This is a genomic window from Thiogranum sp. (genome assembly GCF_058323355.1).
Genome location: NZ_JBTTIO010000096.1, coordinates 23242 through 38896, shown reverse-complemented (window position 1 = coordinate 38896; position 15655 = coordinate 23242). Strand labels below are relative to the sequence as shown.

General features: G+C 59.2%; 8 protein-coding genes. 6 read left to right on the top strand and 2 right to left on the bottom strand.

What is annotated here, in order from left to right; genetic code table 11:
• Positions 1 to 215: 215 nt before the first annotated feature.
• Positions 216 to 557, bottom strand: coding sequence for a nitrite reductase small subunit NirD (nirD, locus tag ACW81B_RS12530; protein ID WP_491580560.1), 342 nt, complete (start codon positions 555 to 557; stop codon positions 216 to 218).
• 4 nt (positions 558 to 561) lie between these two features.
• Complete coding sequence (nirB, locus tag ACW81B_RS12525) at positions 562 to 3000, bottom strand: nitrite reductase large subunit NirB (protein WP_491580559.1); 2439 nt, start codon at positions 2998 to 3000, stop codon at positions 562 to 564.
• 408 nt (positions 3001 to 3408) lie between these two features.
• Here nirB and ACW81B_RS12520 point away from each other — a divergent pair, with 408 nt between their 5' ends.
• The 6 genes from ACW81B_RS12520 (at position 3409) to ACW81B_RS12495 (ending at position 15633) form a co-directional block, all read left to right on the top strand.
• Positions 3409 to 4878: a NarK family nitrate/nitrite MFS transporter gene (locus tag ACW81B_RS12520; RefSeq protein ID WP_491580558.1), complete on the top strand. Its 1470-nt coding sequence runs from the start codon at positions 3409 to 3411 to the stop codon at positions 4876 to 4878.
• A gap of 17 nt (positions 4879 to 4895) precedes the next feature.
• Positions 4896 to 6593, top strand: coding sequence for a bifunctional protein-serine/threonine kinase/phosphatase (locus ACW81B_RS12515; protein WP_491580557.1), 1698 nt, complete (start codon positions 4896 to 4898; stop codon positions 6591 to 6593).
• A 241-nt stretch (positions 6594 to 6834) separates the two neighbouring features.
• Positions 6835 to 9567 carry a CHASE2 domain-containing protein gene (locus ACW81B_RS12510; RefSeq protein ID WP_491580556.1) on the top strand — a complete coding sequence of 911 codons (2733 nt, stop codon included), beginning with the start codon at positions 6835 to 6837 and terminating at the stop codon, positions 9565 to 9567.
• A complete protein-coding gene (locus ACW81B_RS12505; RefSeq protein ID WP_491580555.1) occupies positions 9564 to 9950 on the top strand; it encodes a response regulator in 387 nt (128 codons plus the stop codon). Before ACW81B_RS12510 ends, ACW81B_RS12505 begins: the two co-directional genes overlap by 4 nt.
• Positions 9950 to 13168 carry a poly-gamma-glutamate biosynthesis protein PgsC/CapC gene (locus ACW81B_RS12500; protein ID WP_491580554.1) on the top strand — a complete coding sequence of 1073 codons (3219 nt, stop codon included), beginning with the start codon at positions 9950 to 9952 and terminating at the stop codon, positions 13166 to 13168. The genes ACW81B_RS12505 and ACW81B_RS12500 overlap by 1 nt, the downstream gene beginning before the upstream one ends.
• On the top strand, positions 13165 to 15633 hold the full coding sequence (locus ACW81B_RS12495) for a hypothetical protein (RefSeq protein WP_491580553.1): 2469 nt from the start codon (positions 13165 to 13167) through the stop codon (positions 15631 to 15633). Before ACW81B_RS12500 ends, ACW81B_RS12495 begins: the two co-directional genes overlap by 4 nt.
• The last annotated feature ends 22 nt before the right edge of the window (positions 15634 to 15655 follow it).

Here is a 15655-nt window from a genome sequence, read left to right as displayed (position 1 = left end):
AGTCCTCCCAAACTTTTTCATTGGGTTAATACTTTTTTTAATTCCAACTTAACATGAACTGTTAATTACATTCTTGTCTGACCCCATTGAAATCCGAATCACGTCACACCGGCGAAGGCGGGTGTCCAGCAATAAACCTCTGGATTCCGGCATACGCCGGAATGACGAAACCACCCACAATGCAGGCTGCCGGGTCGGCAGCCGTCTCGAAACCATCAGGAATTCGGGCACCCTTCATTCGGCGTCAAAGACAACATGATCACATCACCCTCGATCTTCACCGGGTAACTCGCTGCACAGCCTTCATCCGGCGCCACCGCCTGACCCGTATCCAGCCCGATCTTCCAGTCGTGCAGTGGGCAGGCCACACGCCTGTCATGCACAATGCCCTGCGACAACGGCCCGCCCTTGTGAGGGCATTTGTCGCGCAGCGCAAAAATCTCGTCATCCACCGTGCGGAACACGGCTATATCACCTTCGGCACGTTTCACAACCCGCGCACCCTGGCGCGGTATCTCTTCAATCTTGCCGACTTCAATCCAGTTCTCGTGACTCATGGCTTTACCCTACCTGTGTGATCGGGGTGAATTCGTGCGCTTCGCCGCCTTCGGCGCGCTCGGCCCAGGGGTCGTCCTGGGCAAATGTCTGCGCGTACAGGAAGCGTTCGGCAAGCGCCTTGCGGCCTTCGTCGTCCTCGACAATCCTTTCCTTCACGTAGCTCAGGCCGACGCGTTCCAGCCAGGGCGCGGTGCGTTCCAGGTAGTGCGCTTCCTCGCGGTACAGTTGCATGAAAGCGGCTGCGTACTCCTTGACCTCCTCGGGCGTCTTGACGGCACACAGGAAATCCGTCGCGCGCACCTTGATGCCGCCGTTACCGCCCACGTGCAGTTCGTAACCGGAGTCCACGCACACCACGCCGAAGTCCTTGATGGTCGCCTCGGCACAGTTACGCGGGCAACCGGACACGGCCATCTTGTACTTGTGCGGTGTCCACGAACCCCAGGTCATCTTCTCCAGGTCTATGCCCATCTGCGTCGAGTCCTGGGTGCCGAAACGACACCATTCCTTGCCGACGCAGGTTTTTACCGTGCGCAGCGCCTTGCCGTAGGCGTGACCGGACACCAGCCCGGCCTCGTTCAGTTCGCCCCAGATTTTCGGCAGTTCTTCCTTCTTCAGGCCATAGAGTGCGATGCGCTGACCACCGGTCACATGCACGGTCTCCACGCCGTACTTCTCCGCCACGTCGGCAATCGCGCGCAGTTCCTTCGGCGAGGTGCCGCCGCCCCACATACGCGGAATCACCGAGTAGGTGGCGTCCTTCTGGATGTTGGCGTGGGCGCGTTCGTTGATGAAGCGCGACTGGCTGTCGTCCTGGAACTCACCGGGCCACTGGCACAGCAGGTAATAGTTGAGCGCAGGACGGCATTTGGCGCAGCCGTCTTTGGTTTTCCATTCGAAGAATGTCTGCGTGGAGGGAATATCTTTCAGTGCATTGTCACGGATACCGGCGCGGATTTCGTCATGGGTGAATTCGGTGCAGCCACACAACGGCTTTTTGGCCGGCGATTCGGAATAGTCGCCGCCGAGCGTGTGCGCCAGCAGCGCTTCCACCAGGCCGGTACAGGAACCGCAGGAACTCGACGCCTTGGTGTGGGCGCGCACATCCTCCAGCGTGAACAGGTTCTTTTGGGTGATGGCGTCAACGATGTCGCCCTTGCAGACACCGTTACAGCCGCAGATTTCCGCCGTGTCGGCCATCGCCGCCACCCGGTTGTCGTCACCGTGGCCGGAGTCGCCCAGGTGCGCCTGGCCGAACAGCAGGTTGTCGCGGATATCGGAAACATCGGTGTTGTCGCGCAGCAGTTCGAAGTACCAGGTGCCGTCGATGGTGTCGCCGTACATCACCGCGCCGATGATGCGGTTGTCGCGCAGCACGACCTTCTTGTAGATACCGCGACCGGGGTCCTGCAACACCAGTTCCTCGGTGTCTTCGCCGCCGTGAAAATCACCGGCGGAGAACAGGTCGATACCGGTCACCTTCAGCTTGGTCGATGTCACCGAACCTTCGTAACGGGCGATACCGATGTGCGCGAGGTGGTTGGCGCAGACCCTGGCCTGCTCGAACAGCGGCGCCACCAGGCCATAGGTCACGCCACGGTGCTGCACACACTCACCGACAGAATAGATGCGCGGATCAAACGTCTGCAGGGTGTCATTGACCACGATGCCACGCTCGCAGTGCAGGCCGATCTTTTCGGCCAGTTCGATATTCGGTTTGATGCCGACGGCCATCACCACGATGTCGGCGGGAATCTCCAGGCCATCCCTGAACCGCACACCCTCGACCTTGTCCTTGCCCAGTACGGCTTCGGTCTGTGCTTCCATCAGGAACTTCATGCCCTTCTCTTCCAGCGAGGCTTTCAGCAGTGCGCCGGCCGGCTTGTCGAGCTGGCGCTCCATCAGGGTGTCCATGAGGTGCACCACGGTAACGTCCATGCCCTGCTTCATCAGGCCGTTGGCGGCTTCCAGGCCCAGCAGACCGCCACCGATGACCACCGCCCTGGCGTCTTTCTGCTTCGACGCTTCGAGCATGGTGTCGACGTCGGCGATGTCGCGGAAGGCGATGACGCCGTCCAGCTCGTTACCGGGGATCGGGATAATGAAAGGATTAGAACCGGTAGCAATGATCAGGCGGTCGTATTTTTCCTCTGTGCCGTCGGTGGCGCGTACAACACGCTGCGCGCGGTTGACCTCCTCGACCCACTTGCCCTTGTGCAGGGTGATGCCATTGTCCACGTACCACTGCTCATCGTTGAGCATGATCTCATCGATGGTCTTCTCACCGGCCAGTACCGGCGACAGCAGGATGCGGTTGTAGTTGCCGTAGGGCTCGCCACCGAACACGCTGATGTCGTACTGGTCGGGCGACAGCTTGAGCAGTTCCTCGAGGGCGCGCACGCCGGCCATGCCATTACCGATTAAAACGAGTTTCTCTTTCATGTATACCGTCCACGTCTGGGTTTGATGGGGATTTAGCAAGCGCCGTGCCAGCCTGAAAAAACAGGATTATTATTTTAATTTACAGATAGATAGCCGACAGGGCCGGGGGAAGCGGGCGGCTCGCAATACCTGTCACGCCCTGTATTAGTGCGTACTTATACGCCAGCGCCTTAACATAGCGCACCACCCGCGTCTGCGACCCGGCGCGTATGTCTTTACAAAACCGCAGCCGGTACATTTCACAACATGAGCCAGGCACTGTAAAACAGCGATTGTTACCGGGTTTCTGGTGACCCGGTGCTTTCTGCAGACCCGTGGCAACGGGTTTTGTGTGAACGCTTTCACTGGCATGGCACACTCCTTGCTCAAGGCATCAGCAATCGTATTCAATCGGGGAAGCGCAGCATCATGCAAGACACGGGGTTCAAGATATTTTCTTTTTCCGGCAAGACGCGAATCCTGCACCTGTCATGGTTCGCCTTCTTCCTGAGTTTCATGGTCTGGTTCAACCATGCCCCGCTGCTCGGCGCCATGCGCGATACCTTTGGCCTCAACGACCAGCAGATCAAGACTCTGCTGATTCTCAATGTCGCACTGACGATTCCGGCACGCATTATCATCGGCATGCTGGTGGATGCGTTCGGGCCACGGCGTATTTATTCCGGCCTGCTGTTCGTTTCCGCATTCCTGTGTTTCGGTTTTGCGATTGCCGACAGTTACGAACAACTGGCACTGATGCGTTTCCTGCTCGGCTTTGCCGGAGCGGGCTTTGTGATCGGCATCCGCATGATCACCGAGTGGTACCCCGCCAAACAGGCCGGTATCGCACAGGGCATCTATGGCGGCTGGGGCAACTTCGGTTCTGCCGGTGCCGCGCTGGTACTGCCTACGCTGGCGCTCGCGTTCGGTGGCGACGACGGCTGGCGCTACGCCATCGGCACCACCGGCGTGCTGGCGCTGATCTACTCCGCGGTGTATTTCTTTTCCACCAGCGACACACCGAAAGGCTCGACCTACTTCAAGCCGAAGCGCAACGGCGCACTGGAAATCACCAGCCCGGGCGACTTCTTCCTGTACCTGCTCATGAACGTCCCGCTGTACGCGGCACTGGCGGTACTGGCGTGGAAACTCAGCCCGGCCAACCTGGGCATGCTCAGTGAAGCGGTGGTGGACATCATCTACGCCATGCTCGCCAGTCTGTACGTATTCCAGACCATTCGTATCTACCAGATCAACGGGCATGTGTTCAAAAAGCCGGTACCCGACATCGAACGCTACAAGTTCAAACAGGTTGCGATACTGGACCTGGCCTACATGGTGACTTTCGGCTCGGAACTCGCGGTGGTATCCATGCTGCCGCTGTTCTTCCAGGACACCTTTGACCTGTCCATCGTCAAGGCCGGCCTGATCGCCTCGGTGTTTGCCGGCCTGAACCTGGTCATGCGCCCGGCCGGCGGCTGGATCAGTGACAAGTTCGGGCGCAAGCGTTCCCTGGCCGTCATCATGGCGGGCCTCGCAGTCGGCTACCTGCTGATGAGCTACATCGACAGCAGCTGGTCAGTCCCTGCCGCCGTGGCCGCGGTGATCTTCTGTTCCATCTTTGTCAACGCCGGCAATGGCGCTGTGTTTGCCGTTATCCCGCTGGTCAAACGCCGTCTCACCGGACAGATCGCCGGTATGGCAGGCGCCTTCGGCAATGTCGGTGGCGTGGCCTTCCTGACCGTGTTGTCTTTCGTCGCATCTGACGTCTTCTTCCTGGTGATTGGTGGCGCCGCCGTGGTGGTCCTGATCGCCGTACTGTTCTTCCTCGACGAACCGGAAGGACACATGACCGAGGTGCTGCCCGACGGCACTGTGCAGATGATCAAGGTGAGTTAATGTGACATCATCCTGTCATGCCTGAACTTACCATCATCGCCGGCCAGCACTCGGAGGCCGGCAGCAAGGAAAGCAACGACGACTCCTGCGGAATTCGCATTCCGGAAGGGGCGCTACTGACAGACAAGGGGGTCGCCGCCGTCATCGCCGATGGCATGAGCGGCAGTGAAGCCGGACGTGAAGCCGCCGACTCCTGCGTAAAGGGTTTTCTCAATGATTACTTCAGCACCCCCGATTCCTGGACGGTTGAAACCTCCGGCGAGAAGATTCTCGGTGCGCTGAACAGCTGGCTCTACAGCCAGGGACACCAGCAGTACGGCACACCCAAAGGCCTGGTGACAACGCTCAGTGTACTGGTCATCAAATCCACCACCGCCTACCTGTTCCACGTTGGTGATACACGCATCTACCGCCTTCGCAATGGCGACCTGGAACAGATGACCAACGACCACCGCGTCACCGTCAGTTCGGACAAAAGCTATCTCAGCCGGGCCATGGGGATAGACACCCACCTCGATATCGACTTCCATTCTTTCGGCGTGGAAAAGAATGACGCCTACCTGCTGACCACCGACGGCATCCACGACTTTGTTGACGACACCACGTTGAAACGCCTGGTTATCGAGAATCTGAAAAATCCCGAAGACGCCGTGAAAATCATTGTCCGCAAGGCGGCAATGAACCACAGCAACGACAACCTGAGCGCCCAGTTACTGTATATCCAGGATCTGCCCGGGGGCGATGAACACGAGTTCTTCCGCAAGCTCACCCGGCTGCCCTTCCCGCCACCGCTGGAACCCGGCATGGTGCTCGACGGTTACCGCATCCTGCGTGAACTGCACGCCAGCAACCGCACCCAGGTCTACCTGGCGCTGGACACGGAAACGGATACCGAAGTGGTATTGAAAACCCCTTCCGTCAATTTCGAGGACAACCCGGAATACATCGACCAGTTCCTGCACGAGGAATGGGCCGGCAAGCGCCTCAACAGCGCGCACATACTGAAAGTGCTGGAACCGCACGGCCGTCGCCATTTCCTGTACTACGTGACCGAGTACATCAGGGGCAAAACGCTGCGCCAGTGGATGCGTGACAACCCGAAACCGTCCATCGATGAGGTGCGCAACATCGTGGAGCAGGTCACCCGCGGCCTGCGCGCCATGCACCGGCAGGAAATGATCCACCAGGACCTGAAACCGGAAAACATCATGATCGACGAACACGGGGTGGTGAAAATCATCGACTTCGGTTCAACCAAGATTGCCGGCATCGCGCAAATCACCACGCCGCTGGAGCGCGACACTATCCTTGGCAGCCGCAACTACACCGCCCCCGAGTACCTGCGTGGCCACGACGGCAGCAACCGCTCCGACATTTACTCGCTGGGTGTCATCACCTACGAAATGCTCAGCGGAAAACTGCCCTACCCGAAAGAACTGACCGAACGTAACCTGAACAAGCTGCGCTACGTTTCCATACGAGAACACGACAAGGCCATACCGACCTGGATAGACGGCGCCCTGATGAAAGCCGTCGCCATCAAACCGGAGCGCCGCCACAGCCTGCTGTCAGAGTTTATCTACGACCTGTCGCACCCCAACGCCAGCTACACGCGTCTTGATCAGCAACCGCTCATCGAACGCAACCCGGTTGCCTTCTGGCGCGCACTGGCCATTATTTTCATGGCCACGACCGTCGCTGCCCTGCTGCACTAGGCCGTTACCGGCAAGCGGCTGATTTTCACCCTCAAGCTGCGCGACCGGCCAGCCCGGGTCAAGGAAAAAATTCTCGTAAAAACAGGCGCTAACGGGAACAGGAATCCTGTCGAATGCCGCTATATATAGCAATGGGTGCGGTGACAAAACGCATCCTGAAACGTAAGGCATTGTAATACAAGGATTTCAGGAGATAGATTGCCGTGCCGGGTAAATCCTGCACTGGCCCGAATTACGCGCTATGGATGGCATCAGGCCCGACAACTCTGCACACAACAGACAACGGTCACCCGGGCAACAGTACCGTTACTCGACACCGGCCCTGCTGCTGGCTGCGATCCTGGCTGTCGCCTGGCTGGGAAATACCGGGACGATCCAGCTGTATACCGGCTGGTTGTACGACAGCCTGGTGCGACATGCCCCGGCCGAGCGGGCCACGCACTCCCGCGTTCTGCTGATCCAGAGCAGGACCGCCTCACCGGACCCGGCCGAATGGCCAGGACTCATCGCGCAACTGTACGAACTGGGCGCGGAGCGTGTCGCGTTTACCTTCACGCCAGACCCGGTTTCCCCCGAATTGCTGGCCGTGCTGCGCGATCACCCGGGAATGGTATTCGCGCAGGAACCGATCCGGAATGCCATAACGGCCAACATCATCGGCCTCAAACCCTGGCCGGCCGGCATGAAAGAAGCCGGGGCGGAAGCCTCGATAGTGGTCATGCCGCCCGACGAGCTGGGTATCCGCCGTCGCCAACAACGTTTTGTCGCGGTTGACGGGCAGGACGTCCCCACCCTGCCCTATGTGCTGAGCAATCCTGTCGACACTGGCGATACCAATACGGCGCCCTTCCTGGTCAACTTCCTCGATGGTGGCTTCGGCGTGCCGGTTGTCGACCTGGACTGGGCGCTGTCGGGTAACCTGGTGCGTTCGCTGGTTGATGACCGCATCGTCATTATCGGTTTTGCGCGCAACATCCACGAAACAGGCTTGCACACGCCGGTCACCGGTTCCCGCCAGACGGTGTCGCTGCTCCAGTACACCGCACAGGCACTGGATACGCTGCTGGCAGACGATGCTATCCGGGAGCTGCCGCTTGTCATCCAGTTACTGCTCTACCTGCTGATCGTCGCGGCGTTTCTCTACCTGTACCAGACCGTATCGGTAAAGGCGGGTGTTTGGCTGACGCTGGCAGTGATACTCGCCTACATTGCCATGGCATGGCTGCTGCTGGGCTTTGCCGGCTACTGGCTGCCGGTCGTGGAAATGGCGATTCTGCAAAGCCTGACATACGGTGCAGTGTTTGTACGCAAGGCCTCACGGGAAGAACAGCTCATCCACCGTACACTGCTGGATACCACGGCAAAACTGCGTGACCGCGTTATCCCTGCCAGTTTCTTTGCTTCTGAAGAACCCTGGGTATACATCGCCAACCTGCTGAACCAGACACTGGAACTGCACCGGCTGATTTTCCTGGAGAAGCTGGAAGGCGACCACCGCGTCCGCGAGGTCCATTCGTACAACTGCGGACTGGATGATATCCACGAGATGCGCCGTGATTATCATCGCACGCCCTACAGCACGGCGATCGCCACCAATGCACCTGTTCGTGTTGAACGTGATTACCTGAAGCGAATAGACGACGAGGAAGTTCAGTACCTGGTACCGCTCACCTTCGCCGGTGAAGTACTCGGCTTCTGGGCGTTTGGCATACACCCGGAAAAAATCACCCACGAAGAAAGTTTCATCAGCCTGGCCGGTGACTTTGCCGGGCAGATCGCCGAAATGCTCTACCACCGCCAGCGCTGGCTGGAAGAACAGCAGCGTGAAGAGAATCGTATGCGCCGCTACCTGCGCGTGGAAGGCTGGGATGACACCCACCGAGCCTTCAACCAGTCGCTGGCGCTGCTCGACCGCCGGCTGGAAGTACTGGAACGCGTGTTTGATGGCATGGGCAATGCCGCCATACTCTACGATCTGTTCGGCCGTGTGTTGCAGGTCAACCTGCAGATGGAGACCCTGATGAAACGTGCCGGGCTGCGTTTCTTCGACATGACGGCCATCGACATGATCAGTGCCATCAGCGGACGCGACCTGGGCAAGGTACGCGAGTACATGCATTACATTGTCGTGGAACGTACGGTGATCTCGCTACCGGCGCCGGCCATCGACAACGACCGTTACACCTACATGCTGACGATCCGCCCGTTGATCCGGAAACAACAGGGGCGGCAGGAAACAGACCATGACCTGACCCCGTTCCAGCTCGGCGGCATACTGATCGAACTTGTCGATATCAGCACCTTCAAAACACTGAACGATCTTCAGGTCAACCTGGTCGACCAGCTGAATGTACGACTGAGAGATGACCTGGAAGCGCTGGTGCTGGGAACAGAGATGTTGACCGGCAATAACGACGACCAGGACCAGCAATGGGTCAGGGACATCGTTACCAGCAAGGCTGACCACGCCACGCGGATATTCGAGGATGTGCAGAAATACCTGTACTTCACCTTCGAGGACGCCAGTCTTGAATGCTATCCCATCGACGCACTGAAGCCGCTGGCATCCAGTATCGATGAAACGTCGGAAATGGCCCGCAAGGCCGGGATAGAACTGCACACCGAACGCCCCGAGCTGCTGAATTTCGTCATGGCTGCGCCACAAAGCCTGGTGGAAGTGTTCAATGACGTGATTCGTGTGCTGGTCCACGACGCCAGCTCGGGCAGTAAAATCCTGATCCGCGTCACCTCCACCGATGGGCATGTGTGCTACCGGTTCGAGAATACCGGCTTCGGCCTGCCACCGGAACGTCTGCACGAATATCTGCATGGCGATGTATCCGTTTCAGTGGACGAGTTCCGTGGCCTGCGTATTGCCAACCGCAGGGTCAAATCGTGGGGCGGCAAGTTTGACGCCGAAACTGAACTGGGCAAGGGCATGTTGTTCGAGATCTGCCTGAAGGGGTTCCTGTGACCCGGGCGGCAACAGGGAAGCCGCGCATACTCCTCGTCGAGGATGACGGGATGGTGCGTCGCCTGCTTGCCGCCATTCTGGAAAACCACGGCTACCAGGTCACGCAGGCGGAAAATGGTGTCGAGGCACTGAAGTGCATCGACAATGAGCCGGTGGACGCCATTGTTCTCGATCTGCTGATGCCGGTCATGGACGGGCTGAAGTTTCTCCGGCAACTGCGCCTGGATCGCAGGCTGGACATCCCGGTGCTGGTACTGACGGCTTCACTGAAACCCGCCAGCGGGGATGAACAGCGCGTGCTGGACGCCGGCGCCAACTGTGTGGCGCGCAAACCTGTCAAGGCTCCGGAGCTGTTGAAGCTGCTGCAACAGATACTGGACTGATGATAGATCTATTCCCCATTCCACTGTTTCCATCGGGAGGGCTGTCCGGTTCTGTCATTACCAGCGTCTGGGTCGGCGTGTTTGTCGTTGCGTTTTTCAACCTGCGCTTCGGCTGGGTCCTGACCGGCCTGGTGGTTCCCGGTTACCTGGTCCCGCTGCTGCTGATCAAACCCTGGGCCGTGCTGGCTATTGTTATCGAAGGCGTTGTCACCTACTTCCTGGTATGGCTGTTCTCGGAGTCACCCGGGCACAGGAACCGCTGGAGCAGCCTGTTCGGGCGTGACCGTTTTTTTGCCCTGGTCGTCATGAGCGTGGTGGTGCGCCTGCTGTTCGACGGTCTGGTGTTCCCGACCATCGGTGACTGGCTGAACCGCAACTACCACCTCAATTTCGACTACGTCAACAACCTGCACAGCTTTGGCCTGATCGTCATTGCCCTGATTGCAAACCAGCTGTGGAAACCCGGTTTCAGTCGCGGCATGGTCAGCCTGGTCGTCACGGTTGCTGTCAGCTATATCATCGTGCGCTACGGGCTGATGGAACTGACCAACTTCAGCCTCGGCAACATACAGTATGTTTACGAAGATCTTGCCAGCTCCATACTGGCGAGCCCCAAGGCCTATATCATCATCATCAGTACCGCGCTGATCGCCTCGCGCATGAACCTGTACTACGGCTGGGAGTACAACGGCATCCTGATACCGTCACTGCTGGCACTGCAATGGTATGAGCCGGGCAAGATCGTTATCACCTTCGTGGAAGCCTTTATTATTCTCGGCCTGTCCACACTGGTGATGCGCCTGCCACGCTTCGCCCACGCCAATATCGAAGGCGCGCGCAAACTGCTGCTGTTCTTCAACGTCGGCTTTGCCTACAAGTGGCTGTTGAGCCTGGTACTGGCCAGCTGGTGGCCCGATGTCAAGGTGTCGGACGCATTCGCCTTCGGCTACCTGCTGTCCAGCCTGATGGCGATAAAGATGCACGACAAGATGATCGTCGGCATGCTGACCCGTTCGACGCTGCAGACCTCCCTGTTCTCGGTGTTGTTCGCCACCGTCATCGGTTATGCACTGATCTGGCTGCCCACGCCCGAAAGCCTGTTCAGCAAGAAAACCGTGGCCGGCATTGCCGCGCCCACCATTATTGAAGACGGCTACCTGGTGCCGCTGTTGAGACGCGAGAAGGTAAGCATCTATCAACGTCGCGACCCGGAAGTCCTGACGCGCCCCGGGCTGGCAGAGTTACGCGCTTTCGAAGCCGGACTGAAACTGCTGCGGCGCTACCGCAACAGCCACGAGGCGATACACCTGGCCGAAGCCGAATATTCGTTGAAGCAGGCGGGTTACAGCCTGCATGTCGTCCAGAACCGCTACATCTACCTGCAGGAAAAGTCCGGCGGCCAGGGGCGCGGGATTTACATTATTGACCTCAAGGCCGGCACCGACCTGTTGCTGGAAGTCCCGGCCCCGGCCGAAGAGCGCTGGGCGCTGGATGCCGGCGCCTGGTTGTTCACCCGCTTCAATGCCCAGGCGCTGGCCATTGCCGGCTCCTATCGCAACGCGGGTATTGGCGGGGTCAATGATGTACTGCAAAGCCGGCAAACCTTCTTTTCCACCTTCCACCGCCTGCTCAGCCGCGGCGCGGTATTGCAGGTGCGCGGCCTCATCGGCAGCCACCTGCAGGACGAACCGGACACGCCTGCACTGGAACAACCTTCCTCACTCTGGGTGAAGGGCACCTTGCCGGGCGGGCTGGACCTGAATTTCCTGGAACGCAGCATCGGCCGGATCGAGATCAACTGGCGCCAGCCATTCGAGATCAACCGGCTCCGTGACATGGAGTACCAGGGCTTTGCCGAGCTGTTCCTGACCCAGACCGACCAGCGCAAACTGCTGGCACAATCGCTGGGGGAAGAGGAGACACTCGAAACCCAGGTCAGCGTGCAGAGGATCGATGGCTACCTGCAACAGTGGCTGCTGGAGAAAAAGGGCCGCCTGGCACGCCGGGGTACAGACCGCTACCGCGCGCCTTCACCGGAGGAATTGCTGTACTTCGATGAAGAAATCATCACCCCGTTGCTGCACCTGATCGATGACCTGGCAGACATCGGCCCCGGGGAACAGGAAGCCGAACTCAACCGGATAGCCGCGGCCGCCAGATCCATCGACTACCGGCTGATCAAGTACCGTCACCAGCGCAGCGGCCAGGAATATCTGATTCTCGAAGAGCGCGAGGACATCACCCGGCGGCGTTACTGGGGAACCGTTGTGCTGCGCTTCGGCGCGTCGGAGAAATATCTGGTACAGGTACCACGCCCGTTATACGAATTGAACAGTTTTGAATACGCGGTATCGATGTTCGAGCGCCTGCACGCACGCGGCCTGGTGGTCGCCGGCGCACACCCGTTTGCCAATCGCGATGGCAGTGCCGACACCGTACGCCTGGAAAATATTCCCAGCCTCTTCAACCTGGTGTCACAGATCATACTGCGGGATACACCCGTGGATGAACCTGAACTGGTTATCCATTGTCGCGCCTTCGGCCTGCGCCCGGTCGGTGAACAAACCGGCAGCGATGTACTGCTGGCGTTCAGTGACGGCATTATCCACGAACGACAACTGCCGGCATTGGGACTGCGCCTGCTGGATGCGTTGCGTGAAGACAGTCTTTCCTACCGGATCGTCGATGGCACGCCGGAAACCGCCGGCTACGAAGTGGGCGGACTCCCCCAGTCACTGTACTCGGCCAACCTGCCGGAAAAACATTTCCTCATTCTCTGGCTGTCGCCACTGTCGCGCGACAGTTACCGCCAGCAGAGTGACAACCATTTACAGGAAAAGCAGTTCCGCGCGCTGCAAATCCCCACGCTGGAAGACGATCTGACGGAGTATCTGAAAGCACACGCAGCAGAACGCGCCGATATCCCCGACGCTTTACTGGATGCCGTCCTTCATTACCAGCGCAACCACGACATCGTCAGCCTGCGACAGTTACAGGTACACTGGCCGAACTTGCGCCTGCAGCGCCTGATCGACCTGGATTCGCAACAGGCATTCCTGACCGTTGCAGACAAACGCGGCATATTTCTGGTCAGCAATCTCAACCCCAGAAAGCCTGCCTTGCAGATACAGGCTCCGCTGCAGCCCTTCTCCGAACAACACATCGCGGCATTCATGGCGACGCGTGCCGGACGGCTGGTATTCGGAGGTCAACCATGAGACTGCTGGGACGCATCATCGCTCTGTTGCTGCTGCTGGCCGTCCTGTTGCCGGTGCTGCGCTACCTGCCGGATGTGCCGCTGCCGAAACCACAACCCCTGTCACAGGATGAACGCCTGCAACAATCCACCGCCGCCATCGTTTACCGGCTGCAACGCGACAGCTGGCTGACGTTTGAACTGCCGCTGTCCGGTGAGCCTTTATACCGGGTTCTCACCAATGCCGATATTTCAACCGGGGCCGACGAAACGACCGCCCCCTGGGGGTATGCCATTGAATACCGCCTGCTGGACGAACTCAATAGCGTGCTGGAAACCCGAAGCTACTACCATCGCACCCGCATCAGTCGCATGGCCGATGAAAACGGACAACCCGGTGATGTACCGGCCTTCTACCTGGATGATAGCCACAACCCGGCAGACGGCCGCGTTATGTTGTTACGCACGGATGAATTCCCCACGGCAAGCAAAATACAACTGCGCCTGTACCGGGCAGCTGCCCCGATCGAGGGCGCCGTGGTAAGGCTGTATCAACGCGAACGCATTCCGGATCACAAGCTGACCCACCGCTGGAACCGCATCAGCGAGAACAGGAAAACACGCCTGAGTCGTGGCAACGTCTACGGCAAGGAATGGCTGACACCGCGCGAACAACAGGCTTTGTTACGTTATCGCTGGGCACCCGTGGCGCCACAGGGCATCACCGGTGACGACAATCTTCGTCGTGTGCTGTATGTACTGGGCGATGGAGACAGTGTGCAATACTCGCAGACAATACTGCCGGAAGGACTGCTGGTGGAACCGGGACATAACGGGACAATCCCGGTACCGCTGCATGGGGGCTCCCTGCACCTGTCGCTGCAACGTATCGACACCCGCAGTGGCGGCAACCTGTGGTTCCGCTGGCAGGGTGAAAGTGACCGCTCGCGGTTTGAACGACGCATCAGTTTTGCCGATATCGAAGCCGGTCGCAGCCTGGCCCTGCCCGCTGCCGGGTTGCTGGATATCAGCAGTGACCAGTCTGTGATTATAACCGCTGAACTGGCCCGGGCCGATGGCACACGCCTGGATATCACGCCGGAAACGGCCTTCCTGCGCAGCTACCGCGCCGACCCGCAACAATGGGTGGACTACCCGGTGGTCCACATTGGCAAGCGTCGCACACCGTTACGCATCGACTTCCGTCAATTGATGACGCAACCCGGCAATGCCGACCTTGTCCTGACCTACCAGTTGCTGAACCGTGCCGGCGAAAATACCTTTCAGGGAACCTGCCGTGGTAAAACCGTCTCCTCGCTCTACGACCGGCTCTACGGTGAAACCGATACTTTCACACTGATTTCCGACAGCCTGCATTGTTACCTGCATGTCGCGGCAAATATCGACAGGGTAAGGGTAAGACTTTCTGCACCCGGCCTGGTGACGGGGTATTCCGTTCCACCGGATCTGGTCACCCGCCTTGTCATCCCGGATGACTATTACAGTTACGACCCCGAACAACAACGCCTGCCGGGCTGGTATGGCATCGCGCCCGCAAACGAGGAGCAACTGATCCGCAGCCTGCGCATGCAACGTATTGTCTGGCAACAGCGCCCCGCCGAAGACGACCCCGAAGTCCTGGCCGGCCGCTATTTGTGGGAAGAGTTTCATCCGCGTGGTAACTGGCGCGCGCGTTACCTGCTCAACCCGCGCGACAATCAACTGCCGTTGCCTGACCGCGCCCTGAAAGCGGTATTCCACGAAATAGCCAACGGGGAAACCCTGCCGGTCAAGGTGGTCGCAGAACCCGGAAAACGCGCCGCGCGCCCGCGCCTGTACTTCCTTCGGGACAACAATCAGACCCTCGGCGTGCAGATTTTCCTCGACGACAGGCCGCTGCTGGCGCGCGAAATACGCGGCCGCCGCGGTGAGTTGCGCCTGCCGGACATCGCTGCCGGGCAACACCGCCTGCGTATTGTTTCCAATGCGCCGGTACGCTGGCTGATGAACCAGATCAGGGCTGACAGCCCGACCTGGATCAAACGCCTGGCCGTGCGCATCGGCCAGCACCCGCAAAGCTTCATCTACACGAAGCAGCAACGCGACGAGATGCTTACCGGCCATCTGCAACTGCCGTGGAACCGGCAACAACCGGTGCGTCTGGGAGTGCGCATCAGCGGCCCCCGCCGCGCGGGCGTCATCGCATCGGACGGCTGGTCACTGACCCACAGGGAGTTCCTGGTCTACCCGGACAACAGCGAGGAAATCCAGGTACTTAATTCGCGCAGCGAAACGGTCGATAAAGGCCGGCGGATTTACATTCCCCTGCGCTCGGACCTGGCAGCCGGCGATTACCGTATCACCGTGTGGCTGGACGATAGCGATACGCAGGGCTACCTCAGCCTGTACCGACTGACACCGGGGCTTCACCAACGCAGGCAGTTGTTCCGCGAACGCGCCAGCGCCGACATCCAGCATACTGAATAGGTATCGCATGAAACTGCACCGA